The sequence below is a fragment of the Rhodoferax sp. genome, from assembly GCF_030653815.1.
Classification (GTDB): Bacteria; Pseudomonadota; Gammaproteobacteria; order Burkholderiales; family Burkholderiaceae_C; genus Rhodoferax.
In genome coordinates this window covers 54,483-77,980 of the sequence record NZ_JAURYQ010000006.1, presented here as the reverse complement: position 1 = coordinate 77,980, position 23,498 = coordinate 54,483, and the positions used below count along the sequence as shown (strand labels likewise).

The window sequence follows — 23,498 nt, the reverse complement described above, 5'->3', positions numbered from 1 at the left end:
CGCCATGACTTCTTCCGTGACACGCTTCAAGGTCTTGAGCGCCGGTATTTTCAGCCTGATTCTGGTGCTGGGCGTGGCCCGTTTCGCCTACACCCCGCTGCTGCCGCTGATGCAACAACAAGCCGGCCTGGGCGTGGCAGCGGCCGGTTGGCTGGCGGCCATCAACTACGCGGGCTACCTGAGCGGCGCCCTGATTGCCTCGCGCATCAGCAGTCTGGTGCTGAAAGACCGGCTTTACCGCATCGGCATGGTGTTGGCCATTGTCAGCACGCTGGTGATGGGCCTGAGCACCAATGTGGTGGTCTGGGCGCTGTCCCGCTACGTGGCGGGACTGACCAGTGCCGCTGGCATGCTGCTGGGCACCGGGCTCATCATGAACTGGCTGATCCGCCACAACCACCGCAGCGAGCTCGGCATCCACTTTGCCGGCATCGGCCTGGGGATTGCCGGCTGTGCCGGTGCGGTGATGCTGTTCACGCCCTGGCTGGACTGGCGCGAGCAATGGTTTGCCTTTACCGTTCTGGGCTGCCTGTTGCTGGTGCCGGCGTTGCGCTGGCTGCCGCCGCCCGACAGCAGCGGCCTCACCACCAGCGGCCAGAAGTTGCAGGACCAACCGCCCAGCAGCCTGTATTTGCGGGTGTTCATGGCGGCCTATTTTTGCGCCGGTTTTGGTTATGTGGTCAGCGTCACCTTTATTGTGGCCATCGTGAACCAGTTGCCGGGCCTGGCCGGGTGGGGCAATCTGGTGTTTTTGGCGATTGGCCTCGGGGCGGCACCGGCTTGTATGAACTGGGACCTGATTGCCCGACGCACCGGCGACCTCAACGCGCTGATTCTTGCCGCCTTGCTGCAGATTGTCGGCATCTTGCTGCCGGTGATGGTGCCGGGCCTGTGGGCTGCGATGCTGGGTGCGCTGCTGTTTGGTGGCACCTTCATCGGCATGGTGAGCCTGGTGCTGAGCATGGCCGGGCGCTACTACCCCGGCATGCCCGCCAAGATGATGGGCAAGATGACGCTGTCTTATGGCGTGGCGCAAATCATCGGCCCGGCCGTGACCGGCCAGATCGGTGCACGCTTGGGCAGCTACAACGCCGGCTTGTACGTTGCCGCGACCATCATGGCACTGGGCGCGGGGCTGCTGATGCTGCTCAAGCTGGTGGAAAAGCGCGACGCGCAGGGGCTTGAGCGTGTTTAACCCGTATTGCGCAGCCCCGCCGCAATGCCGTTGATGGAAATGTGAATGCCGCGTTTCAGGCGCTCGTCGGTTTGCCCGGCGCGGTGGCGGCGCACCAACTCCACTTGCAGGTGATGCAGCGGGTCGATGTAGGGAAAGCGATGGCGGATCGAGCGTTGCAGCGCCGCGTTGTGCGTCAGGCGCTCCTTGTCACCGGTGATCAGTTCCAGCGCGTGCGCGGTGCGCTGCCATTCCTGCTCAATCGCGCCAAAGATTTTCTTGCGCAGGCGTTTGTCGTCCACCAGCTCGGCGTAACGCGAGGCCAGCGCCAGGTCGCTTTTGGCCATCACCATGTCCATGTTGGACAGTAATGAGCTGAAAAACGGCCATTGTTGCTGCATCTGTTGTAACAAGGCCAGGCGCTGTTTGGTCATTTTGACGGTGGCGCCGGGCGGGTTCAAAAACGCTTCCACGGCGCTGCCAAAGCCAAACCAGCCGGGCAGCGTCAGGCGGCACTGGCCCCAGCTGAAGCCCCAGGGAATGGCGCGCAGGTCTTCAATTTTCTGCGTGGCCTTGCGTGACGCCGGGCGCGAGCCGATGTTGAGTTCGGCAATTTCACGGATCGGCGTGGCATCAAAAAAGTATTCGGTGAAGCCGGGGGTCTCGTACACCAGTTTGCGGTAGGCGGCCATGCTGGCCAGCGACAACTCGGCTGCACTTTCCAGAAACGCCGGCGCGGCGGGCTGGGTCGGGTGCAACAGGGTGGCCTCCAGGGTGGCCGCCACCAGGGTTTCCAGGTTGCGCCGACCGATTTCTGGGTTGGCGTATTTGGAGCCAATCACCTCGCCTTGTTCGGTCAGGCGGATCTGGCCGCGCACTGTGCCCGGAGGTTGCGCCAGGATGGCTTCGAAGCTGGGGCCGCCGCCGCGCCCCACAGTGCCACCCCGGCCATGGAACATGCGCAAGCGGATCGGACGGTCAGCGCCTTGGTTGATGCCATCGAACATCGCCACCAGGGCAATCTCGGCCTGGTACAGCTCCCAGTTGCTGGTGAAAATGCCGCCGTCCTTGTTGCTGTCGGAGTAGCCCAGCATGATGTCCTGCTCGCCATACTGGTCGGGGCCGCCGCGCTGCACCATGGCCAGCACGCCGGGCAGGGCGTAGTACTCGCGCATGATGGTGGCCGCGTTGCGCAGGTCTTCGATGGTTTCGAACAGCGGCACCACGATCAAATCGCAACTCGCATGGTCGTCCAGCGTGCCCTGCATCAGGCCCACTTCCTTTTGCAGCAGCATGACTTCGAGCAGGTCGCTGACGGTTTCGGTGTGGCTGATGATGTAGTGGCGAATGGCTTCGCTGCCAAACAGGGCGCGTGACTGCCTGGCAGCCTCGAAAATGCTGATCTCACTCAGAGCGTGGGCGCTGTAGCCATGACCCATGACGCGCAAGGGGCGCGCGTCGTTCAAGAGGCCCAGCAACAGGGCACGTTTGGCGGCCTCATCGAGCTTGGCGTAATGCGGCGTGATACGGGCCACTGCCAGCAGTTCGGCCAGCACGGCTTCATGCTGGTCCGAGCTTTGCCGCAGGTCGACCGTGGCGAGGTGAAAGCCGAATACTTCCACCGCCCGGATCAGCGGCTGTAGCCGTTGCCCGACCAGGGCTTGTGCCTGTTGCGTGATCAATGAGGACTCGATCACGCGCAGGTCGCGCAGCAGTTCGTCAGGTCCCAGGTAGGGGTTTTGTGGCGCCACCGCGTGGCGCGCCGCTTCGCCACCGCTGAGGTTTTTGAGCGTGGCTGCCAGGCGCGCATAGACGCCGATCAGGGCACGCCGGTAGGGCTCGTCCTTGCGGTGCTCATTGCTGTCGGGTGAGTGCTGGGCCAGCACTTGCATCTCGGGCGGGAAATCCACCAGCATGGCCGACAGCGACAACTCACTACCGAGGTAGTGCACCTCGGTCAGGTGATGGCGCAGCGCCATGTCGGACTGGCGGCTTAAGGCGTGACGCAGGGTCTGGGCGTTGACGTTGGGATTGCCGTCGCGGTCGCCACCGATCCACTGGCCCATGCGCAGGAAACTGTGCACCGGGTGTGGCCCCAGCGCCTGCTCCAGGCTGGCGTAGAGTTTGGGGATTTCACGCAGGAAGGTGGATTCGTAATAACTCAGCGCGTTTTCCACTTCGTCGGCCACCGTCAGCTTGGTGAAGCGCAGCAAGCGGGTGTGCCACAACTGCAGCACCCGGGCGCGCAACTGGGCTTCGTTCTGGCTCAGTTCGCGCGGCGTCAGGGCGTCATGCGCCACCGGGCTGGCGGCCGCCTGTGCCAGGATGTCGTCGCGCGCGGTGAGCAGCTGGGCAATGGCGCGTTCGGCGTCCAGAATGCTTTTGCGCTGCACCTCGGTGGGGTGGGCCGTGAGCACCGGCGAGACAAAACTGTGCGCCAGCATCTCGCTGATGGCTTGCGGCGTGATGCCGCCACTGCTCAGGCGCTTGAGCGTCATGTCGATGCTGCCGGGGCGGATGCTGCCGGCGCGTTCGTGCACCGCACGGCGGCGGATGTGGTGGCGGTCTTCGGCCAGGTTGGCCAAATGGCTGAAATAGGTGAAGGCGCGCACCACGCTCACGGTCTGGTCGCTGCTGAGCGACTTGAGCAATTTGTTGAGCGCCTTGTCGGCCACCGGGTCGGCATGGCGGCGAAACGTGACCGAGAGCTGGCGGATCTGTTCGATCAAGGCAAAGGCCGCGTCGCCTTCCTGCTCGCGAATCACGTCGCCCAGAATGCGCCCGAGCAGGCGGATGTCTTCTACCAGCGGGCGTTCGCTGCTGGGGAGGGCGTTATTTTTGGGTGCGGGAGTGGACTTTGACATGGCTGATGGAAGAGTCGATAGGAGTGAGCATAAGCAAAAGCCATGCTAGCATTCCTGCAACGTTCACGATTACGAAAAGGTTACGGTATTTTGCCGATCACTATGCATCAATTCACCATTGCAACCCGAGAAAGCCGCCTCGCGATGTGGCAGGCCGAGCATGTCCAAGCCCTGTTGGGCGGCATGGGGCACCAGGTTAAATTGTTGGGCATGACCACCCAGGGCGACCAGATTCTGGACCGCGCCCTGAGCCAGGTGGGCGGCAAAGGCCTGTTTGTCAAGGAGCTTGAAGTTGCCTTGGAGGAAAAGCGTGCCGATCTGGCTGTGCACTCGCTCAAGGACGTGCCGATGGAGCTGCCAGAAGGCTTCAGCCTGGCCTGCGTGATGGAGCGAGAAGACCCGCGCGATGCCTTTGTCTCCAACCAATATGCCAACCTGGACGCCTTGCCGCAAGGTGCGGTGGTGGGCACGTCGAGCCTGCGCCGCATGGCCTTGCTGCGCGCGCTGCGCCCCGATCTGCGCATCGAACCCCTGCGTGGCAACCTTGACACCCGCCTGCGCAAGCTCGACGAGGGCTTGTATGACGCGATTGTGTTGGCCGCGGCAGGCCTCAAGCGCCTGGGTCTGAAAGAGCGCATTCGTGCTGAGTTTGATCCGTCGGTGATGCTGCCCGCTGCGGGCCAGGGTGCTCTGGGCATCGAGGTGCGCACGGATCGCGCCGATGTGGTGGCGGCGCTGGCACCGCTGGTGCACCACACCACCTGGCTGGCTGTGGCGGCAGAACGCGCCGTGAGCCGGGCCATGGGCGGCAGCTGCTCGATGCCGCTGGCGGCCTATGCCACGCTGGCCGAAGACCACCTGACGATCGACGCCGCCTGGGGCGATAGCGAGGGGCAGTTGCCGCTGGTGCGCGTGCGTTTGAGCGGACCGGTGAGTGATTTGGCCAGCGCCACGGCTTTGGGGCAGCGCGTGGCGGATGACCTGCGCAGCCAGGTGCTGGCCCAAGGCGGCACATTGGCCCACTTGACCGAACCTGCCAAGCCCAAGGCCTGATGGTGCGCCTCATCGTGACCCGGGTGCAGCCGCAGGCGCAGCAGTGGGCAGACCGGTTTGCAGCCCATGGCGACGACGCCGTGGTGCTGCCGCTGATCGAAGTGCGGGGACTTGCCGATGTGTCTGCAGTGAGCAGGGCCTGGCTGAACTTGCCAAACTACAAGGCGTTGATGTTCGTCAGCCGCCATGCGGTCGATTATTTCTTTCTGGCAAAGCCGGCTTCAGTCCCGGACGCCAAAGCACTCGCAGCCATGACAACGCGCTGGTGGGCCACCGGCCCCGGCACCGCCCATGCATTGCTGGACCATGGCGTTCCGGTGCCTCGGCTGGACACGCCCCCCGAGCAGGCCGGGCAGTTCGATTCCGAGGCGCTGTGGCAGCAGGTTCACGCCCAGGTCCAGCCGGGCGACAAAGTGTTGATCGTGCGCGGCGACAGCGTGGCGCCTGACGGCACGTCGGTGTTCGACAACGACCAGGGCGTGGGGCGTGAATGGCTGGCCGAGCATCTGCGCCAAAGCGGTGCGCAGGTCGATTTCGTGGTGGCTTACCAACGCGGCGCACCTTTTTGGACCGACGTGCAATGTGCCTTGGCGCAGTCGGCGGCCACCGATGGTTCGGTCTGGTTGTTCAGCAGCGCCGAGGCGCTCGGTCACTTGCAGAGCTTGCTGCCCGGGCAGGACTGGTCGGCCGCCCGCGCCGTGGCCACCCACCCGCGCATTGCGGCAGCGGCCAGGGGCCTGGGTTTTGGTGTGGTGACCCAGACACGGCCCACGTGGGAAGAAGTGCGGGCCTCGGTAGAATCATTGACATGAATGCCCAGCTTCCCTCTGACCCAGCCAGCCACCGCGGCGCGGATGTGCCACCGTTCGACACCGCATCAAGCGCTGTCAGCCCCGTGGCTAAAAGCGAAGTCTTGATGCGCGCGCTGATGTGGGTGTTTGCAGGTGTGGCCCTGCTGGCCTTGCTGACCGGCGCTGCCCTTTGGCAAAAAGTGGCGGGCATGCAGGAGCAGCTGGCGCGCCAGAGCGCCGAAGCGCAGGCCCAGTCACTGGAGGCGCGGGCCATGGCCAAGCAGGCGGTGACGCTGGCGCAGGATGCCGCGGCGCGCGCGGCCGTGCTGGATTCGCGCTTGAGCGAAGTCGCCCTGCAACGCAGCCAGCTTGACGAGCTGATGCAAAGCATGTCGCGCTCACGTGATGAGAACCTGGTGGTCGACATTGATGCCGCCTTGCGGCTGGCCCAGCAACAGGCGCAATTGACGGGTAGCGTGGAGCCTCTGCTAGCGGCCCTGAAAAGCGCTGACCAGCGCATTGTGCGTGCGGCGCAACCGCGGCTGGCCTTGCTGCAGCGTGCCATTGCCCGGGATATTGACCGCGTCAAATCTGCTGCGGTGAGCGACACCCCCACCCTGCTCGTCAAGCTCGATGAACTGGTGCATCTGGCGGATGAACTGGTGGTGGCCAACGCGGTGGCACCCGCGCGCCAGTTTGAGAAAAATCTCGTCGCACCGCCCAAGGCGTCACTCGCCTGGTGGCAAAGTGGTTTGCAGATGGTGATCGGCGAGGCGCGCAACCTGGTCAGGGTGAGCCGCATTGAGGCGCCGGAGGCGGCGCTGTTGTCCCCAGAGCAGTCGTTTTTTCTACGGGAGAACTTCAAGCTCAAGTTGCTCAACGCCCGTTTGGGGCTGTTGGCACGCCAGATCGATTCGGCGCGCTCTGATCTGGCCGATGCCGATGCCATGCTGAAAAAATATTTTCAGGCCAATGCGCGTAAAAGCCAGGCCGCCAGTGCTTTGCTGCAGCAGGTCCAGACCCAAATGCGCACCCTGCAGTTGCCGCGCATCGACGACACGCTGGCGGTGCTGGCCACCGCTGCCGCAGGACGCTGAACATGCGAGTCGCCTTGTGGTTTTTGGGCTTGTTCGGTGTGGCTGTGTTGCTGGCCTTGTTCGTCAGCAACAACGAGGGCACCATCACCATTTTCTGGCCACCACATCGGGTCGATTTGTCGCTCAACATGGTCGTGGTGCTGTTGGGCCTGTTGTTCTTGCTGATCCATCTGGCGCTGCGGGCGCTGGCCGCCTTGTTTGCCCTGCCGGGGCAGGCGCGCTCGTGGCGCGTGCGCCACCAGGAACAGGCCATGCATGCCAACTTGATCGAAGCCCTGTCGCATTTTGTCGCGGGGCGGTTCCTGCGGGCCAGAAAAGCAGCGCTGGAAGTGCTGGCGCGCGAAGCGGCCTTGTCGGGCATTGGTGAGGGTGGTTCTGGTGCCGTGCGTTTGCGCGTCATGTCGTCCCTGCTGGCGGCTGAAAGCTCGCAGGCCTTGCAGGACAAGACGGCTCGTGACACCCATCTTCAACAAGCCCTGACCCAGTCGGCCAGCCCGGGCGCGCTGGGTGTGCGCGAGGGTTTGTTGTTGCGCGCCGTGCGCTGGGCATTGGAAGACCGCGACGCCGCGGCTGCGCAGGACTGGTTTGACCAGTTGCCCTCAGGCGTGGCACGGCGCACCGTGGCCCTGCGTTTGCGGCTCAAGTTGGCCCGCTTGACGCGGCAGCCCGGTCTGGCGCTGGATACGGCCCGCCTGCTGGTCAAGCACCGCGCCTTTACCGAGGCCTCGGGTCGTGGCCTGGTGCGCGCCCTGGCCCTTGAAAACATTCAGGATGCCCGCGATACCGAGCAGTTGCAGCGTGTCTGGCACAAGCTGGAGTCCATTGAGCAAACCATGCCCGAGGTGGCCTGCCTGGCGGCAGAACGCTTGCTGTTTCTGGGTGGCGAACAAGTCTCCGCCCTGGCCTGGCTGTTGCCGGTCTGGGAGCGCATGCTGATGGCGCCAGACGGGCTCACGCCGAGCCAGAGAATCAGCCTGGTGCAGGCACTTGAAGCAGCGTTCGCTGACACCGTCGACTCGGTCTGGCTGGTACGCATTGAGCAAGCCCAAATGGCTCAGCCGGGTGACGCGGTTCTGCAGTATCTGGCCGGTGTCGCCTGCCTGCACCTTGAGCTATGGGGCAAGGCACGTCAATTGATCAAACAGGCCTTGCCGCGCCTGCCCGACCAGCGCCTGGCGGCCCGTGCCTGGATGATGCTGGCCGATCTGGCCCAGCGCCAGGGTGATGACGAGCAGGCGGCCCAGGCCTGGCAGCAGGCCGCGCAACTGGCGCTGCGACAGGACGACTGAATTGAGGCATTCGCCCAACTCTCACTACAGAACCCACCATGCTTCAAAAATTTCCTGGCTTCGCCGGCGTGCCCGGCCCGGTTGTTGTCATTGTCATGGACGGCTACGGCCTGCCCAAGCTTGACGCAGGCAGTGCCATTGCTGCCGCCCACAAGCCCACGCTGGACCGCTTGTTCGCCGAATTTCCCCACATCAGCCTGCGCGCGCACGGCACGGCCGTCGGCATGCCGTCCGACGATGACATGGGCAACTCCGAAGTGGGCCACAACGCCATTGGCGCCGGGCAGGTGTACAGCCAGGGCGCGGCGTTGGTGGCCAATGCCATAGCCGACGGCTCGATCTGGCAGGGCCAGGCCTGGCAGCAAATTGTGGCTGGCGCCAAGGCGGGCCGGGGTGTGATCCATTTCATCGGTCTTTTTTCTGACGGCAATGTGCACAGCCACATCGACCACCTGAAAGCCATGGTGGTTCAGGCCAAGCTCGAAGGTGTGAAAACCGTGCGTATCCACGCCCTGCTGGACGGGCGCGATGTGCCCGAGACCAGCGCATTGGATTACGTGGTGCCGTTCGAGGCCTTTCTGGCCGGGCTCAGCACCGACAGCTTTGATGCCCGCATTGCCTCGGGCGGGGGCCGCCAGAACATCACCATGGACCGCTATGACGCGAATTGGCCGATGGTCGAAAAAGGCTGGAAAACCCATGTGCTGGGCCAGGGGCCGCAGTTTGCCAACGCCACCGAGGCGGTGAACGGCCTGCGTGCCAGCCACCCCGGCACCATTGACCAGGACTTGCCGGAGTTTGTCATTGCCGACAATGGCCAGCCCATCGGCACGGTGGAGGACGGTGATTCGGTGGTGCTCTACAACTTTCGCGGTGACCGCGCCATCGAGATCACGCGCGCTTTTGTCGAGCCGGACTTCAGCCGTTTTGACCGGGTGCGCACGCCGCAAGTGACCTATGCCGGCATGCTGCAGTACGACGGCGATCTGCAACTGCCCAAGCGTTTTCTGGTGACGCCGCCAGCCATCCGGGACACCTCGGGCGAATGGTTCAGCAAGGCCGGCCTGAGCCAGTTCGCCTGTTCCGAAACCCAGAAATTCGGCCACGTCACTTATTTCTGGAACGGCAACCGCTCCAATAAGTTCGAGGGTGAAACATGGCAGGAAGTGCCCAGCGACGTGGTGCCCTTCGAGCAGCGGCCGTGGATGAAGTCGGCCGAGATCACCGACGCGATGATCGCCGCCGTGCAGAGCGGCCAGCACAAGCTGCTGCGCTGCAACTTTGCCAACGGCGACATGGTCGGCCACACCGGCAACTTCCGCGCCGCGACGATGGCCGTGGAAGCCGTTGACCTGGCTCTGGCGCGCCTGCTGCCGGCCATTGAAGCGGCGGGCGGTGTGGCGCTGATCACTGCCGATCACGGCAACGCCGACGAGATGTACGAGCTCGATAAAAAAACCAAACAACCCTCCTTGAACGCCGACGGCACTTACAAGGCCAAAACCGCCCACACCCTGAACCCGGTGCCACTGATTTTGTTTGACAAGGTCAGCGGCGGCAAGCTGGCGTTAAAGCAAACAGCCACTGCAGGTCTGTCCAATATCGCGGCTACGGTGGCCAATCTGGTGGGGTTGGAGAAACACGCCAAATGGGACGAGAGTTTGCTGGTGGTGAAGTGAGCCGATGACAGACCCTTTTCCGGTCGGTGCTTGAAGACGGCGGATCAACTCAATCAGATCCCTGCCACGTCACAGGCCCCAGATATCACTTTTTCGGATCAACTCTGGAAAGGCAAGGCTGTGTTCGGAGTCAAGATTGTTGAGGGCGCGGGCAATGTCCATAGGAAACCCCTGTCTTGGCTCTCCTCTTTTGTTTTGTTGCAGGTCATCCATCAGGACAACGAATTCCGGATGCCCCCAAAAGAGTCGGATTTTTTTGCCAATGTGCGGAAAAGATTCGTTGACTAATTTGAAATCGGTATTGTGTTCAATCATCGGAGCATCTCTGAATAGAACGTTCCTTTTTGCGTTCGACAATCCCACCCTTGTGTTTTGACCTGGAACAGAGCGACGTCATCAGGGCGGCAGTACTGCCGCAACCTTCAAAGGGCGAGAAGTTGTTGGCCACGCGTTCCGAGTTTTCTCTTGAATTTGATTTTTTCATCCTGGTTGTCCTTGAAAAGTGGATGAATTTCTTCGCGGCCAAGGTGTAAGTGAATCGTCAAGCCAATGCTAAGTGCTTGTCGCCACTTCGTCTGTGTGCTGCCATACGCAGCCTTGCGTTTCTGAAGAATTCCGGGATCAGCGATGGTTTGTCCTGCTTCATGCGTCGTGTGAAAACGCAAGCCTGGCTTGGAAAAGTTCGCTTGAAGATCTCCCGGACAAAAAAAGGGCACCCGCAGGTGCCCTTTTTTGGGGTGTCAGCGCTTAGGCTTGTTCGGTCTGCTCGAACGGCAGCTTCTGGTCGCGCAGGTCGCGCTTGGTTTCCACAAGTACCAGTGGCTGGTTGTCGAGCACCGGCACGGGCGCACGTTCACGTGGCACATGCACCGGCTTGGGCGCTGCGGCAATCGCCGACTGCACCATGGCCACTTTGCTGGCATCCGATTGCACCCACTGCAGACCGGATGATTCGGCCACTTGGGCCAATTCTTCCAGCGGCAAGGCAAAGGGCTGCACGGCGGGCATGGCCTTGGTCGGTGCTGCAGGCGCGGCAGCCACTGGGGCAGCGACCGCCGCAGCAACCGGTGTCGGTGCGGCGACCACTGCAGCAACCGGAGCCGCGACCAACACCGCAGGCGCGACTTCGGGCGTTGCCACGGCGGCGGGCAATGCTGCCGGCTCAGGCGTTACGTCAATTGCAACCGGTGCGGGTGTTGCTGGCGCTGCCACCACCGTGTCGGGCTGGCTGCTGGCTGCAGGCACGCTGAAGTACGATTTGCGCACGGGCTCCTGTTCAGCGCTTGCTTCAGTCGCTTGAGGCTCCTGGCTGGGCTGCTCGGGTGACTCGTTGCGCTCAGCGCGGGGCTTGCGGTCGCGGCCATAACGGTCACGCGAGCGTTTCTCCCTGGGTGCGCCGTTTTCATCACGCATGGTGTTGTCTGCACCGGGCTGATCGGCAGCGCTGTCTGCACCTTCGGTCGCGGTGTTGACAACTGCTTCCACGTTGCGAGGCTCTTCTTCGGCGCGGGGCGCGCGCTCGGTGCGTGGCGGACGATCGCCGCGCTCGGCGTTGCGGCCACCGCGCTCGGTGCGTGGCGGACGGTCGCCGCGCTCGGCGTTGCGGCCACCGCGCTCGGGGCGTTGTTCGCCACGTGCTGCGGTGTCGACCGTGGTGCCCGGTTCGGGTGCGGCGTTACCTGCGTCCAAGGCGTTTTGCACTTCGGTCCGGTCCCTGCCGGCGCCATTGCGGTCAGGGCGGCCGGAGCGGTTGCCACCCCGGTTGTCGCTGCGACCTTCGCCGCGTCCGCCACGGCCTTGTCCTTCGCTGCGCGGACCACGTCCTTCAGGGCGACCTTCGCCACGGCCGTCCGGACGACGCGCGCCGTCACGGCCTGGGCGGCCGTCACGTGGTGCGCGGGTCTCGTCCTTGGCTGCGGTTGCGGCCACCGGGGCGGCAGGGGTGGCCTCAGGGGCAGCACCAAACAGGCTCTTCAGCCAGCCGAAGAAACCTGTTTCCTCCACCACAGGCGCTGCAACAGGCTTGGTCGGGTGTGCCACCGGCGTGGCGGCTTTCACAGGCTCGGGTTTGGGGATGGCCACAGGTGCGGGGGCGTCAGGCAAGACGCCTTTGATCACCGGGGTTTGCCGGTTGGTGGGTTCCTGTGAGCGACGTGTGACGGCAGTGGCTTCTTCGACCTCATCGGCCATCTTGTAGCTGGCCTGGATGTTGTCCAGGCGCGGATCGTCGTGTTTCAGGCGTTCCAGACGGTAGTTGGGTGTTTCCAGCGACTTGTTGGGCACCATCAGCACGTTGATGCGCTGCTTGAGCTCGATCTTGGCGATCTCGGTGCGCTTTTCGTTCAGCAAGAACGACGCCACTTCCACGGGCACCTGGCACATCACGGAGGCGGTGTTGTCCTTCAAGGACTCTTCCTGGATGATGCGCAAAATTTGCAGCGCGCTCGATTCGGTGTCGCGGATGTGGCCCGAACCACCGCAGCGCGGGCAGGGGATGGAAGCACCTTCGGACAGCGCCGGGCGCAGCCGCTGGCGGCTCATTTCCATCAGGCCGAATTTGCTGATGGTGCCAAACTGCACGCGAGCGCGATCCTGGCGCAGCGCGTCGCGCAGGCGGTTTTCCACTTCGCGGCGGTTGCGGCTTTCTTCCATGTCGATGAAGTCGATGACGATCAGGCCACCGAGGTCGCGCAGGCGCGCCTGGCGTGCCACTTCGTCAGCGGCTTCCAGGTTGGTGCGGGTGGCGGTTTCCTCGATGTCGCCGCCTTTGATGGCGCGGGCCGAGTTGACGTCCACGCTGACCAGTGCTTCGGTGTGGTCGATCACGATGGCGCCGCCGCTGGGCAGCGTCACGGTGCGGGCATAGGCCGACTCGATCTGGTGCTCGATCTGGAAGCGGCTGAACAGCGGCGCGTCGTCGCGGTAGCGTTTGACGCGGGCGGCGTGCTCGGGCATGACGTGCGCCATGAACTGCTGGGCTTGTTCGTACACGTCGTCGGTGTCGATCAGGATGTCGCCGATGTCGTGGTTGAAGTAGTCGCGGATGGCGCGAATCACCAGGCTCGATTCCTGGTAAATCAGGAACGCACCCTTGCCGCCCTTGGCAGCGCCATCAATGGCCGACCACAGCTTGAGCAGGTAATTCAGGTCCCATTGCAGCTCAGGCGCGGCGCGGCCGATGCCGGCCGTGCGGGCAATGATGCTCATGCCGTTGGGGTATTCGAGCTGGTCGAGCGCTTCCTTGAGCTCGGCGCGGTCCTCGCCTTCGATGCGGCGCGAAACACCACCACCGCGCGGGTTGTTGGGCATCAGCACCACATAACGACCGGCCAGCGAGACAAATGTGGTCAGCGCTGCACCCTTGTTGCCGCGCTCTTCCTTTTCCACCTGCACCAGCAGTTCCTGGCCTTCGCGGATGGCGTCCTGGATGCGCGCCTGGCTGACCGCTACACCTTGCTGGAAATATTGTTTGGAGATTTCCTTGAACGGCAAAAAGCCGTGACGCTCTTCGCCGTAATCGACAAAGCAGGCTTCCAGTGAGGGCTCCACGCGTGTCACCACGGCTTTGTAGATATTGCCCTTGCGCTGTTCGCGCCCTTCAATTTCGATTTCGTAGTCGAGTAATTTTTGTCCATCGACAATGGCGAGGCGGCGTTCTTCTGCCTGCGTCGCGTTGATCAGCATCCGTTTCATGGGTCGCGTTCCTTCAATTCAAATAGCAACAAACTGCTCATGACGAGCATTGATACACGAACTGACGCTTTGAAACGAGGCGGAAATAGCCGGAGAGCCCGGACTCAAGTTGTGAGTCTGGGTGTGGGCGCGTGGAGGGGAGCGATCGGGATGGGTGTTGGTTTTGCTATTGATATAATAGCTGTTTGCGTCCGTTTGGCGGGCGCCGATGCCTGATAAATGCCGAGCAGCAGCGCGGTTTCGCGCTGCAGGCAATTACACATCAGGTTGATCAACACAAACATATCGCTTCAATCCATTCACAGCACAGGTCTGTGAATTTTGGGTATTCCATATCAGGGTTTCATTGCGTCGTTTTGACCCTTCACCCACTCTGCCATGACTGACAATGGGTCAGCCATTTGCGGGCAAGGTGTCAGGCGGTATCGACTTTTCTGGCGGGGCAAGCGGCGTGTGAACTAAACTTCACCGACATAAAGAATGAATGATTCGTTAAATCAACCACTTACAGCACACCCCCAGTGAAAGTCATTATAGAGGGCAAACCCGCTGCGCCAGCACCCCAGGTTAAAACCGTTTGCATCGATGAGGACAGCTCTGGCCAGCGTGTCGACAATTTCCTGATGCGCCATCTCAAGGGGGTGCCAAAAACCCATATTTACCGCCTGATCCGCAGTGGTGAGGTGCGTGTCAACAAAGGCCGGGTGGGCGCCGACACCCGGCTGAATGAGGGTGATCTGGTGCGTCTGCCACCGGTGCGCATTTCCGAGCGGGTGGCTGAAAAGGCGCAGGCCATGGCCCAGGGCACGGCGCGCGGCGTGCCGGCGCGTGACTTTGCGGTGCTGCTCGAAGACGAGCACCTGCTGGTGATCAACAAGCCCGCCGGGGTGGCAGTGCACGGCGGTTCGGGCGTGAGTTTTGGCGTCATCGAGCAATTGCGCATGGCCCGCCCCCAGGCCAAATTCCTGGAACTGGTGCACCGGCTGGACCGTGAAACCAGCGGCATCTTGCTGGTGGCCAAAAAACGCAGCGCGCTAAAGAACCTGCAGGACCAGTTTCGCGAGCGCCAGACCGGCAAAACCTACCTGGCCATGGTGCGCGGCGCCTGGCCAGCCAAGCTCAAGGTGCTCGACAAGCCCTTGCACAAGTATTTGCTGGATGGCAAAGACGCCCAGGCAGGTGAGCGCCGCGTCAAGGTGGTGGCGCGTGATAACGCCGATGGCATGCCTTCGGTGACCCTGGTCAAGGTGCGTGAGCAGCTGCCGCAGGGGACGCTGCTGGAGGTGACCATCAAGACCGGACGCACCCACCAGATTCGGGTGCATCTGGCCAGCGAAGGCCATCCGATTCTGGGGGATGACAAATACGGCGACTTCGACCTGAACAAGACCCTGGCCGGTGCGGGCGCCAAGCCAGGGCTCAAACGCATGTTTTTGCACGCCTGGCGTTTGCAGTTCAATCACCCCGTCAGCGGTGAACGCCTGGAAATTCTGGCAGAGTTGCCGTCTGAGCTGTCCCAATTTCTTTCAAACCCGGCGCCAGTGCGCCCATCACTCTGACCCTTTCACATGACTTTTCGCCGTTTTGACCTGATCGCCTTTGACTGGGATGGCACCCTGTTTGACTCCACCGCCATCATTGCCCGCTGCATCCAGGCCGCCGTGCTGGACGTGGGGGGCCAAAAACCCAGCGATGAGGCAGCTTCCTATGTGATTGGCATGGGTTTGATGCAGGCGCTCGCTCACGCGGCGCCTGATGTACCCCAAGAGCGTTACCCCTTGTTGGGTGACCGCTACCGGCACCATTATTTTGCGATCCAGCATGAGATCAGCCTGTTTGAGGGCGTGTTGCCGATGCTGGCGGCGCTCAAGGCCCGCGGCCACCTGCTGACGGTGGCCACCGGCAAAAGCCGCCGCGGACTCGATGAAGCCCTGGCTACCTCCACGCTGGCAGGCACGTTCGATGCCTCACGCACCGCCGATCAAACGGCTGGCAAGCCCGACCCTTTGATGTTGCGTGAACTGATGGCCGAATTTGACGTGCCACCCGAGCGCACGCTGATGATTGGCGATACCACCCATGACCTGCAAATGGCACTCAATGCCGGCTGCGCCAGTGTGGGCGTGAGCTACGGCGCGCATGAACCGGAGGCGTTTGTCGCACTCAAACCCCTGGCGGTGGTGCACGATGTGGCGCAACTGCATGACTGGCTGCATATCCATGCCTGATACCCATGTCTGAGCGCCCCGCATGACCCAAGCGATTTTGCTGTGTCAGTCACACGAACTGGCAGACAGCAGCCTGGCCGTGCCCTTCAAGGTGCGCTACTTCGGCAAGAATCAGGCGGCTTTTGCAGTGCGTTACCAAGGCAGCGTCTATGCCTACCTGAACCGCTGCAGCCATGTACCGATGGAAATGGACTTCCAGCCAAATGAGTTTTTTGACCTGTCCGGGCACTCACTGATGTGCGCGACCCACGGCGCCACTTACGCGCCGCAGACTGGCCAATGCCGCCTGGGGCCCTGCCGTGGTGGCCTGGTGAAAATTGAGGTGAGCGAGGCCGAGGGTCTGGTGCACTGGCATACTTCCGATAAATTTCAACTGCCTCTTTAATATGAACGAACCTGTCATTGACCCCGCAGAGCCATCGCCCGGTGCGTCCGAACCTGAGCGGACTTCAGCGTCGGAGTCCACCATGAAAGCCAGCGAAGCGTCAAAAAAGGGGGGTGGCCCCGGCCTTCAGGAGACCCCGGGCTGGGAGCGTGCGACACTGGAAAAACTGGTTTTTGCCAGCTTGAAGGAGCAGCGGCTGGCACGCCGCTGGCGTACTTTTGTGCGGCTGGCCTGGCTGCTGGTGTTTGTGACCTTGGCCTGGTTGGCTTTCAGCGAAGGGGTCAATACCCAAAATGTGACGACGCCCCACACGGCCGTGATTGAAATCAAGGGTGAAATTGCTTCCGGCGCCGAGGCCAGTGCCGAGCTGGTGGTGGCCTCGGCGCGTGCTGCTTTTGAAGATGAAGGGGCGCTGGCGGTGGTGTTGCTGATCAATTCTCCGGGTGGCAGTCCGGTGCAGGCCGGCATCATCAACGATGAAATCAAACGCCTGAAAGCCCTGCACAACAAGCCGGTCTACGCCGTGGTGGAGGAGTCGGCAGCTTCGGCGGCCTATTACATTGCGGTCTCGGCCGACAAGATATTTGTGGACAAAGCCAGCATTGTGGGCAGCATTGGCGTGTTGATGGATGGCTTTGGCTTCACCGGCCTGATGGACAAGCTGGGAGTTGAGCGCCGGCTCATGACGGCGGGTGAAAACAAGGGCTTCCTGGACCCCTTCAGTCCACAAACCGAGACCCAACGCGTCTTCGCCCAGGCCATGCTCGATCAGATCCACCAGCAGTTCATTGCGGTGGTCAAGGAAGGGCGCGGCGAGCGCCTGAAAGAAACCCCCGAGACCTTCAGTGGTTTGTTCTGGAGCGGCCAGCAGGCCGTCGAGATCGGACTGGCCGACCAGCTGGGCAGCCTGGATTTTGTCGCGCGCGAAGTAGTCAAGGCCGAGGAAATCATAGATTACACGCGCCGTGACAACGTGGCCGAGCGGCTGGTCAAACGTTTTGGCGTGGCCATGGGCGCCGGGGTCATGTCGGCGTTGAAGGCCGGCGCGGCCCCGCATTAAGGCCAGCTCAGCGGCCGATGGCAAACACGGCTGGCGTGGCGTTGTTCACCGCCACCGCTTTGTGTTTCCAGTTCTTGATGCTGTCGCTGGCAATGCTGGCACTCGCCAGCGTGAGCCCGCTGCTGATGGCCAGCCGGGTGTTGTGCTGCAGGGTTTGCAGCAGGGCCCCAAACATGGCCAGGTTGCGATAGGGCGTTTCAATGAAAAGCTGGGTCTGGCCGCTTTTGAGCGCCAGTGCTTCCAGTTCCCGAATGCGCTGCACGCGCTCTTGCGGGTCCTGCGGCAAGTAGCCCACAAAAGCAAAATTTTGGCCGTTCAGGCCACTGGCGGCCAAGGCCAGCAGCAGTGACACCGGCCCCACCAGCGGCACCACCGTGATGCCCAGATCATGCGCGGCCCTGACCACCGACGAGCCAGGGTCGGCCACGGCGGGCATGCCGGCCTCGCTGACCAGGCCCATGTGGTGCCCGTCAAACGCCGGTTGCAACAGCGCGCGGGCATCGAAATTGCCGTTGTGGTCGCCTTTCTTGTGCACTTCGCGTGGCAGCTCCACCAGCGACAGCGCCTGGATCGGCTGGCACAGCGGCGTGATCTCGTTGACGCGTTTCAGGTAGGCGCGCGCCGACTTGGCGTTTTCACACACCCAGTGCGCCAGACTGGCGGCCACCGTGAGGGTGCCCATGGGCAGGGTGTCGCGCAAATCAGCGCTTTGGCTGCAGCCAAAGTCCAACGGCGCGGGCACCAGGTAGAGCCGGCCTTTCATAACACTGCGAGCCCGGCGGCTTCCAGCAGGTGGCAGGTGCGGATCAGCGGCAGGCCGACCAGCGCAGTCGGATCGTCGTTGTCAATGCGCGCCAGCAAGGCAATGCCGAGTCCTTCGCTCTTGGCACTGCCGGCGCAGTCGTACGGTTGCTCGGCCAGCAGGTAGCGCTCGATCTGAGCGTCGCTCAGGTCCCGGAATTGGACCTTGACGGCTGCAAGCTCGGTTTGGGCGAAGCCGGTGGCCTGGCACACCACCGCGACAGCCGTTTGAAAAATGACGGTCTGCCCGCGCATGCGCTGCAATTGCGCCACGGCGCGCGCGTGGATGCCGGGCTTGCCCAGCGCTTCGCCGTGGAGGTCGGCCACCTGGTCGGAGCCGATCACCAAGCAGTCAGGATGCTGCGCGGCGACCGCTTGCGCCTTGGCCAACGCCAAGCGGCGGGCCAGAGGCGCCGGGCCCTCATCGGGCAGCGCTGCCTCGTCCACCTGCGAGGCGATCACGGTAAATGGCAGCCGCAGCCGTTCCAGCAATTGGCGGCGGTAAACAGAGGTAGAGGCCAGGATGATCTGGCGTGGGAATGGTTCAGTCATGCCCCGATTCTCTTACACTGCGGGGCATGACGACTTACCAACGCCCTCCCAAAATCGACGTCAAACACGCCGGACAAGCCTCGCAACAACTTTCCGGCCAGGACGTGCTGGCCCATTACGAGCGCCTGATGGAAGAAACGCAGAGTCTTGGCGGGCAGAACACGCTGAACTGGACGGCGCGGGGCGAGCTTGCTTCCGACGCAAAAGGGCAGCTGCAGCCCTGGTTATATTTGAGTGTCAGCACCAGTCTGCCCCTGACCTGTCAGCGTTGTCTCGGGCCGGTGGATGTGCCGGTGCAGATCGAACGGGCTTTCCGCTTTGTCGAAACCGAAGCGCAGGCCGAACAGGAAGATGATGAGTCTCCAGAAGATGTGCTGGTGTTGAGCCGGGACTTTGACCTGGCGGCGCTGATTGAAGACGAGGTGCTGATGGATTTGCCGGCGGTGCCGCGTCATGACACCTGCCCCTTGCCGGTCAAGCTGACGGCGGTGGATCCTGACTTTGAGGCGCCCTCGCCCAAGCCGAGCCCCTTTGCGGTGCTGGCTGGTCTGAAAGGTGCCGGCAAACTTTAAGGTTCGAAGTTCTCCGCCTTGGGTTATACTCTGCGGTCTTCGCGCACCACGACGTGCGCTTTTTAATCATTTTCAACGGCTGCCACTCCGGCAGCTTATAGCCTTAAGGAGCGGAACATGGCCGTCCAACAAAACAAAAAGTCCCCTTCCAAGCGCGGTATGCACCGTTCGCACAACGCTTTGGTCGTGCCCGGCATCGCTGTGGAAGCCACCACGGGCGAAATCCACTTGCGTCACCACATCAGCCCGAATGGTTTTTACCGTGGCCGTCAGGTGATCAAGAGCAAGACTGAAGCCTAACGCTGTCAGGCACCCAAGGCCCGGGGCTACCCAACGTGTAGCCCCGGGCTTTTGCTTTTTTGAGTCTGATGCCTGTCGGACTCGTCCTTGATGTTTGTTGGGCGACCTGTTATTCATGATCACTATTGCTGTTGACTGCATGGGGGGCGACCACGGGCCTGAGGTGACTCTGCCTGCGTGTGCCCGTTTTCTGGATCAGCACCCCGACGTGCACTTGATCCTGGTCGGTTTGCCTCAAAGCATGACGGGTTTTTCCCACGCGCGGGCCACCGTGGTGTTGGCCAGTGAAGTGGTCACCATGGATGATCCGCTCGAAGTTGCGCTGCGGCGCAAAAAAGATTCATCGATGCGCGTGACCATCATGCAGGTCAAGGACGGCGCTGCTCAGGCCGCAGTGTCTGCGGGCAATACCGGCGCCCTGATGGCGATTTCCCGTTACCTGCTGAAAACCCTGGACGGCATTGACCGCCCCGCCATTGCCGGGCAAATCCCCAATGCCAAGGGTGGCGCCACCACGGTGCTCGATATGGGGGCCAATGTGGATTGCACAGCCGAACATTTGCTGCAGTTTGCCGTGATGGGCTCGGCGCTGGTGTCGGTGCTCAGTGGCGAGGACAACCCCAGTGTTGGCCTGCTCAATATTGGCGAGGAAGCCATCAAGGGCAATGAAGTCATCAAGAAGGCCGGCGAATTGCTGCGCGCCGCTGGCAAGGCCGGTGACCTCAACTTTCATGGCAATGTCGAAGGCAATGACATTTTCAAGGGCACGGCCGACATCGTGGTGTGTGACGGTTTTGTCGGCAACGTCGCGCTCAAGGCCAGCGAAGGCCTGGCCGGCATGATCGTGGACTTTCTCAAGAGAGAGTTTTCGCGCAATATTTTCACCAAAATGTCCGCCCTCGCTGCCTACCCGGTGATTGCCGCACTCAAGAAACGCATGGACCATCGGCGCTACAACGGCGGCGCCCTGTTGGGCTTGCGTGGTCTGGTGTTCAAGAGCCATGGCTCAGCCGACCAGATGGCTTTTGGCTATGCCCTGACGCGGGCGTATGATGCAGCCCGCAATAATTTGTTAGATCGTGTTCGGGTTCGGATTGCCCATGCCGCTCCGCTGTTGGCAAGTGATGACGTGCCCATTTAATCGCAGACGACTTCCTCGGCTTGATTCATGAAAATCTACTCTCGCATTACCGGTACCGGCAGTTATTTGCCGCCGCGGCGTCTCACCAATGCAGATCTGGTGGCTGAACTGGCGACCCAGGGCGTGGAGTCCAGCGATGACTGGATCGTTGAGCGCACCGGCATCCGCGCCCGGCATTTCGCTGATGCTGACATGGCCAGCAGCGACCTGGCCTTGCATGCAGCGCGCCAGGCCTTGCAGGCGGCGGGTGTCCAGGCCCAGGACATCGACCTGATCATTGTGGCCACGTCGACCCCCGACATGGTGTTTCCTTCAACCGCCTGCATTTTGCAGGGCAAGCTGGGCGTCAAGGGCGGTGCGGCATTTGACGTGCAAGCGGTTTGCAGCGGCTTCATTTACGCCTTGACCATTGCCGACGCCCTGATCAAGTCGGGTACCGCGACCAAGGCGCTGGTGATTGGCTCCGAGGTTTTTTCGCGCATTCTGGACTTCAAGGACCGCACCACCTGCGTGCTGTTCGGCGACGGTGCCGGCGCGGTGGTGCTGGAGGCGTCCACTGAGCCCGGCATTCTGGCCACCGACATCCATGCCGATGGCAGCTACACCAAAATCCTGTGTGTGCCCGGGCATGTTTGTGGCGGTAGTATTCTGGGTGACCCGTTGCTGCGCATGGACGGCCAGGCGGTCTTCAAGCTGGCGGTGGGTGTGCTCGAAGAATCGGCACGCGCTGTCCTTGCCAAGGCGGGCAAGACCGATGCCGACATCGACTGGCTGATCCCGCACCAGGCCAACATCCGCATCATGCAGAGCACCGCGCGCAAGCTCAAGTTGCCCATGGACAAGGTGGTGGTCACGGTGGATCAGCACGGCAACACCTCGGCGGCCTCAATCCCGCTGGCGCTCGACACCGCAGTCCGCAATGGCCAGGTCAAGCCCGGGCAAACCTTGCTGCTCGAAGGCGTCGGTGGTGGCTTTACCTGGGGTGCTGTGCTGCTGAAGCTGTAAGCGACGCCACTTGTCGCTTACGGGGTAAAGTATTGCCTCTCATCTCTATCTGACAAAAATGAAACCTTTTGCATTTGTATTTCCGGGCCAGGGCTCGCAGTCTGTGGGCATGCTTGACGGCTGGACCGATCACCCGCAAGTGCGCGCCGCCGTCCAGGAAGCCTCTGATGCCCTGAACGAAGACATCGGCCTGCTGATCAAGGAAGGCCCCAAGGAGGCGCTCGCGCTCACCACCAACACCCAGCCGGTGATGCTGGTGGCCGGTGTGGCCGCCTACCGGGTCTGGATGACCGAGGTGGGTGTGGCGCCACAAGCCCTGGCGGGTCACTCGTTGGGTGAGTATGCGGCGCTGGTGGCTGCCGGTGTCCTGACGCTGACTCAAGCGGCGCCGCTGGTGCGATTTCGGGCCCAGGCGATGCAGGACGCCGTGCCGGTGGGCGTGGGCGCCATGGCCGCCATTCTGGGCATGGATGCTGCCAGGGTCAGTGCCGGTTGTGCTGAAGTCACAGCCTCTTTTGGTCCTGGTTCGTCTGAAGTCGTCGAAGCTGTCAATTTTAATGACCCTGGCCAGACTGTGATCGCGGGCTCCAAGGCGGCTGTTGAGCAGGCCTGCGTGGCACTGAAAGCGCTGGGTGCCAAGCGCGCCTTGCCCTTGCCGGTGTCGGCGCCGTTTCACTCCAGCCTGATGAAGCCGGCCGCGCTCAAGCTCAAGGAAAAACTGCAGGCTACGGTTTTTGCCGTGCCTCAAATTGCAGTGGTCAACAACATCGATGTGGCTGTGGAGCAGGACGCCGACCGGATCCGCGATGCGCTGTTTCGCCAGGCCTTTGGCCCGGTGCGCTGGGTCGAGTGCGTGCAGGCGCTGGGTGCGCGCGGTTTGCCCACCCTGGTCGAATGCGGCCCGGGCAAGGTGCTGGCCGGCATGACCAAGCGCATCAACGCCGAGATGCAGGGCTTGCCCTTGTTTGATCTGGCCAGCCTGACTGACGTCAAAACTTTTATTCTGGATGCGCAAACAACATGAGCGAAATCAAATTTGAAGGCCAGGTGGCCCTGGTCACGGGCGCCTCACGCGGCATTGGTGCCGCCATTGCGCTCATCCTGGCCGAGCGTGGCCTCAAAGTCATCGGCACCGCCACCACGGCAGAGGGTGCGGCCAAGGTGTCGCAGTCGCTGGCAAGCCACGCTGGCTGCACGGGTCGGGTGCTGGATGTCAATGACCCGACCGGCGTGGATGCGCTGATCGACAGCATCGTCAAGGAACACGGCGGGCTGCAGATTCTGGTGAACAACGCCGGCATCACACGCGACAACCTGGCCATGCGCATGAAGGATGACGAATGGGATGCCGTGCTTGACACCAATCTCAAGGCGGTCTTTCGCATGAGTCGCGCCGTCATGCGCACCATGATGAAGCAGCGCTACGGCCGCATCATCAGCATCACCTCGGTGGTCGGGGCTTCGGGCAACCCGGGCCAGGCCAACTATGCGGCGGCCAAGGCGGGTGTGGCCGGCATGACGCGTGCCCTGGCGCGTGAACTGGGCTCGCGCAACATCACAGTCAACTGCATTGCGCCCGGTTTCATTGAAACCGACATGACCGCCAACTTGGCCGACGAGCAGCAAAAGGCCTTGCTGAGCCAGATTCCCCTGGGTCACCTGGGCAAGCCGGCTGACATCGCGCACGCCGTGTCTTACCTGGCGTCACCGCAGGCGGCTTACGTCACAGGACAAGAATTGCACGTCAATGGTGGTATGTTCATGGCCTGAAGGCCAGGCGCCATTGATGTCACAATAAAGCCGCGTTATCCGTA

22 protein-coding genes are annotated in these 23,498 nt (G+C 62.4%); 16 read left to right on the top strand and 6 right to left on the bottom strand.

Translation table 11 applies throughout. The annotated features are described in order from the left end of the window. The first annotated feature begins 4 nt into the window (after positions 1-4). Entirely contained in the window at positions 5-1,195 is a 1,191-nt protein-coding gene (locus tag Q7U49_RS01480) for a YbfB/YjiJ family MFS transporter (RefSeq protein ID WP_304761977.1), read from the top strand. Here Q7U49_RS01480 and ppc read toward each other — a convergent pair. Then, the gene (gene ppc / locus Q7U49_RS01475) at positions 1,192-4,038 is read right to left on the bottom strand and encodes a phosphoenolpyruvate carboxylase (RefSeq protein WP_304761976.1); all 2,847 of its coding nucleotides are present in this window, start codon (positions 4,036-4,038) and stop codon (positions 1,192-1,194) included. The two genes, Q7U49_RS01480 and ppc, sit on opposite strands and share 4 nt — an antisense overlap. Before the next feature lie 102 nt (positions 4,039-4,140). Between ppc and hemC the strand changes: the two genes are divergently transcribed. From hemC to gpmI, 5 genes are read left to right on the top strand one after another with little or no spacing between them, the layout of a single operon-like run. After that, positions 4,141-5,091, top strand: coding sequence for a hydroxymethylbilane synthase (gene hemC, locus Q7U49_RS01470; protein ID WP_304761975.1), 951 nt, complete (start codon positions 4,141-4,143; stop codon positions 5,089-5,091). Then, positions 5,091-5,903: a uroporphyrinogen-III synthase gene (locus Q7U49_RS01465; RefSeq protein ID WP_304761974.1), complete on the top strand. Its 813-nt coding sequence runs from the start codon at positions 5,091-5,093 to the stop codon at positions 5,901-5,903. The genes hemC and Q7U49_RS01465 overlap by 1 nt, the downstream gene beginning before the upstream one ends. After that, positions 5,900-6,979 carry a uroporphyrinogen-III C-methyltransferase gene (locus Q7U49_RS01460; protein WP_304761973.1) on the top strand — a complete coding sequence of 360 codons (1,080 nt, stop codon included), beginning with the start codon at positions 5,900-5,902 and terminating at the stop codon, positions 6,977-6,979. The genes Q7U49_RS01465 and Q7U49_RS01460 overlap by 4 nt, the downstream gene beginning before the upstream one ends. A 2-nt stretch (positions 6,980-6,981) precedes the next feature. Beyond that, entirely contained in the window at positions 6,982-8,268 is a 1,287-nt protein-coding gene (locus tag Q7U49_RS01455) for a heme biosynthesis protein HemY (RefSeq protein ID WP_304761972.1), read from the top strand. A gap of 38 nt (positions 8,269-8,306) precedes the next feature. Next, complete coding sequence (gpmI, locus tag Q7U49_RS01450) at positions 8,307-9,947, top strand: 2,3-bisphosphoglycerate-independent phosphoglycerate mutase (protein ID WP_304761971.1); 1,641 nt, start codon at positions 8,307-8,309, stop codon at positions 9,945-9,947. A gap of 69 nt (positions 9,948-10,016) precedes the next feature. Here the strand turns inward: gpmI and Q7U49_RS01445 are convergent, their stop codons facing one another. From Q7U49_RS01445 to Q7U49_RS01435, 3 genes are all read right to left on the bottom strand, one after another. Beyond that, positions 10,017-10,262 carry a hypothetical protein gene (locus tag Q7U49_RS01445; RefSeq protein WP_304761970.1) on the bottom strand — a complete coding sequence of 82 codons (246 nt, stop codon included), beginning with the start codon at positions 10,260-10,262 and terminating at the stop codon, positions 10,017-10,019. A gap of 107 nt (positions 10,263-10,369) precedes the next feature. Beyond that, positions 10,370-10,612, bottom strand: coding sequence for a hypothetical protein (locus Q7U49_RS01440; RefSeq protein ID WP_304761969.1), 243 nt, complete (start codon positions 10,610-10,612; stop codon positions 10,370-10,372). A gap of 82 nt (positions 10,613-10,694) precedes the next feature. Then, entirely contained in the window at positions 10,695-13,640 is a 2,946-nt protein-coding gene (locus Q7U49_RS01435; RefSeq protein WP_304761968.1) for an Rne/Rng family ribonuclease, read from the bottom strand. Positions 13,641-14,161: 521 nt separating this feature from the next. Here Q7U49_RS01435 and Q7U49_RS01430 point away from each other — a divergent pair. The 4 genes from Q7U49_RS01430 (at position 14,162) to Q7U49_RS01415 (ending at position 17,313) form a co-directional block, all read left to right on the top strand. Beyond that, entirely contained in the window at positions 14,162-15,199 is a 1,038-nt protein-coding gene (locus tag Q7U49_RS01430; RefSeq protein ID WP_304761967.1) for an RluA family pseudouridine synthase, read from the top strand. Between the two features lie 9 nt (positions 15,200-15,208). Then, positions 15,209-15,868: an HAD family hydrolase gene (locus tag Q7U49_RS01425; protein ID WP_304761966.1), complete on the top strand. Its 660-nt coding sequence runs from the start codon at positions 15,209-15,211 to the stop codon at positions 15,866-15,868. Between the two features lie 22 nt (positions 15,869-15,890). Next, complete coding sequence (locus Q7U49_RS01420; protein ID WP_304761965.1) at positions 15,891-16,253, top strand: Rieske 2Fe-2S domain-containing protein; 363 nt, start codon at positions 15,891-15,893, stop codon at positions 16,251-16,253. An 82-nt stretch (positions 16,254-16,335) separates the two neighbouring features. Further along, positions 16,336-17,313 carry a S49 family peptidase gene (locus Q7U49_RS01415; RefSeq protein WP_304761964.1) on the top strand — a complete coding sequence of 326 codons (978 nt, stop codon included), beginning with the start codon at positions 16,336-16,338 and terminating at the stop codon, positions 17,311-17,313. Positions 17,314-17,320: 7 nt separating this feature from the next. Here the strand turns inward: Q7U49_RS01415 and Q7U49_RS01410 are convergent, their stop codons facing one another. Beyond that, complete coding sequence (locus tag Q7U49_RS01410; protein WP_304761963.1) at positions 17,321-18,076, bottom strand: SAM-dependent methyltransferase; 756 nt, start codon at positions 18,074-18,076, stop codon at positions 17,321-17,323. Beyond that, positions 18,073-18,666, bottom strand: coding sequence for a Maf family nucleotide pyrophosphatase (locus Q7U49_RS01405; protein WP_304761962.1), 594 nt, complete (start codon positions 18,664-18,666; stop codon positions 18,073-18,075). Before Q7U49_RS01405 ends, Q7U49_RS01410 begins: the two co-directional genes overlap by 4 nt. A 26-nt stretch (positions 18,667-18,692) precedes the next feature. On the opposite strand from Q7U49_RS01405, the gene Q7U49_RS01400 reads away from it, so the two are divergent. From Q7U49_RS01400 to fabG, 6 genes are all read left to right on the top strand, one after another. Further along, the gene (locus tag Q7U49_RS01400; protein WP_304761961.1) at positions 18,693-19,238 is read left to right on the top strand and encodes a DUF177 domain-containing protein; all 546 of its coding nucleotides are present in this window, start codon (positions 18,693-18,695) and stop codon (positions 19,236-19,238) included. 117 nt (positions 19,239-19,355) lie between these two features. Further along, positions 19,356-19,538, top strand: coding sequence for a 50S ribosomal protein L32 (gene rpmF, locus Q7U49_RS01395; RefSeq protein ID WP_304761960.1), 183 nt, complete (start codon positions 19,356-19,358; stop codon positions 19,536-19,538). 115 nt (positions 19,539-19,653) lie between these two features. Beyond that, positions 19,654-20,679, top strand: a complete 1,026-nt coding sequence (gene plsX / locus Q7U49_RS01390; RefSeq protein ID WP_304761959.1) for a phosphate acyltransferase PlsX — start codon at positions 19,654-19,656, stop codon at positions 20,677-20,679. Positions 20,680-20,706: 27 nt separating this feature from the next. After that, on the top strand, positions 20,707-21,684 hold the full coding sequence (locus Q7U49_RS01385) for a beta-ketoacyl-ACP synthase III (protein WP_304761958.1): 978 nt from the start codon (positions 20,707-20,709) through the stop codon (positions 21,682-21,684). A gap of 58 nt (positions 21,685-21,742) precedes the next feature. Beyond that, the gene (gene fabD / locus Q7U49_RS01380) at positions 21,743-22,708 is read left to right on the top strand and encodes an ACP S-malonyltransferase (protein WP_304761957.1); all 966 of its coding nucleotides are present in this window, start codon (positions 21,743-21,745) and stop codon (positions 22,706-22,708) included. Next, a complete protein-coding gene (fabG, locus tag Q7U49_RS01375; protein ID WP_304761956.1) occupies positions 22,705-23,454 on the top strand; it encodes a 3-oxoacyl-ACP reductase FabG in 750 nt (249 codons plus the stop codon). The genes fabD and fabG overlap by 4 nt, the downstream gene beginning before the upstream one ends. The last annotated feature ends 44 nt before the right edge of the window (positions 23,455-23,498 follow it).

Coding starts and splice junctions, on each gene's coding strand:
- Q7U49_RS01480 (WP_304761977.1), top strand. CDS start 5: ATGACTTCTTCCGTGACACGCTTCAAGGTCTTGAGCGCCGGTATTTTC.
- ppc (WP_304761976.1), bottom strand. CDS start 4,038: ATGTCAAAGTCCACTCCCGCACCCAAAAATAACGCCCTCCCCAGCAGC.
- hemC (WP_304761975.1), top strand. CDS start 4,141: ATGCATCAATTCACCATTGCAACCCGAGAAAGCCGCCTCGCGATGTGG.
- Q7U49_RS01465 (WP_304761974.1), top strand. CDS start 5,091: ATGGTGCGCCTCATCGTGACCCGGGTGCAGCCGCAGGCGCAGCAGTGG.
- Q7U49_RS01460 (WP_304761973.1), top strand. CDS start 5,900: ATGAATGCCCAGCTTCCCTCTGACCCAGCCAGCCACCGCGGCGCGGAT.
- Q7U49_RS01455 (WP_304761972.1), top strand. CDS start 6,982: ATGCGAGTCGCCTTGTGGTTTTTGGGCTTGTTCGGTGTGGCTGTGTTG.
- gpmI (WP_304761971.1), top strand. CDS start 8,307: ATGCTTCAAAAATTTCCTGGCTTCGCCGGCGTGCCCGGCCCGGTTGTT.
- Q7U49_RS01445 (WP_304761970.1), bottom strand. CDS start 10,262: ATGATTGAACACAATACCGATTTCAAATTAGTCAACGAATCTTTTCCG.
- Q7U49_RS01435 (WP_304761968.1), bottom strand. CDS start 13,640: ATGAAACGGATGCTGATCAACGCGACGCAGGCAGAAGAACGCCGCCTC.
- Q7U49_RS01425 (WP_304761966.1), top strand. CDS start 15,209: ATGACTTTTCGCCGTTTTGACCTGATCGCCTTTGACTGGGATGGCACC.
- Q7U49_RS01420 (WP_304761965.1), top strand. CDS start 15,891: ATGACCCAAGCGATTTTGCTGTGTCAGTCACACGAACTGGCAGACAGC.
- Q7U49_RS01415 (WP_304761964.1), top strand. CDS start 16,336: ATGAAAGCCAGCGAAGCGTCAAAAAAGGGGGGTGGCCCCGGCCTTCAG.
- Q7U49_RS01410 (WP_304761963.1), bottom strand. CDS start 18,076: ATGAAAGGCCGGCTCTACCTGGTGCCCGCGCCGTTGGACTTTGGCTGC.
- Q7U49_RS01405 (WP_304761962.1), bottom strand. CDS start 18,666: ATGACTGAACCATTCCCACGCCAGATCATCCTGGCCTCTACCTCTGTT.
- Q7U49_RS01400 (WP_304761961.1), top strand. CDS start 18,693: ATGACGACTTACCAACGCCCTCCCAAAATCGACGTCAAACACGCCGGA.
- rpmF (WP_304761960.1), top strand. CDS start 19,356: ATGGCCGTCCAACAAAACAAAAAGTCCCCTTCCAAGCGCGGTATGCAC.
- plsX (WP_304761959.1), top strand. CDS start 19,654: ATGATCACTATTGCTGTTGACTGCATGGGGGGCGACCACGGGCCTGAG.
- Q7U49_RS01385 (WP_304761958.1), top strand. CDS start 20,707: ATGAAAATCTACTCTCGCATTACCGGTACCGGCAGTTATTTGCCGCCG.
- fabD (WP_304761957.1), top strand. CDS start 21,743: ATGAAACCTTTTGCATTTGTATTTCCGGGCCAGGGCTCGCAGTCTGTG.
- fabG (WP_304761956.1), top strand. CDS start 22,705: ATGAGCGAAATCAAATTTGAAGGCCAGGTGGCCCTGGTCACGGGCGCC.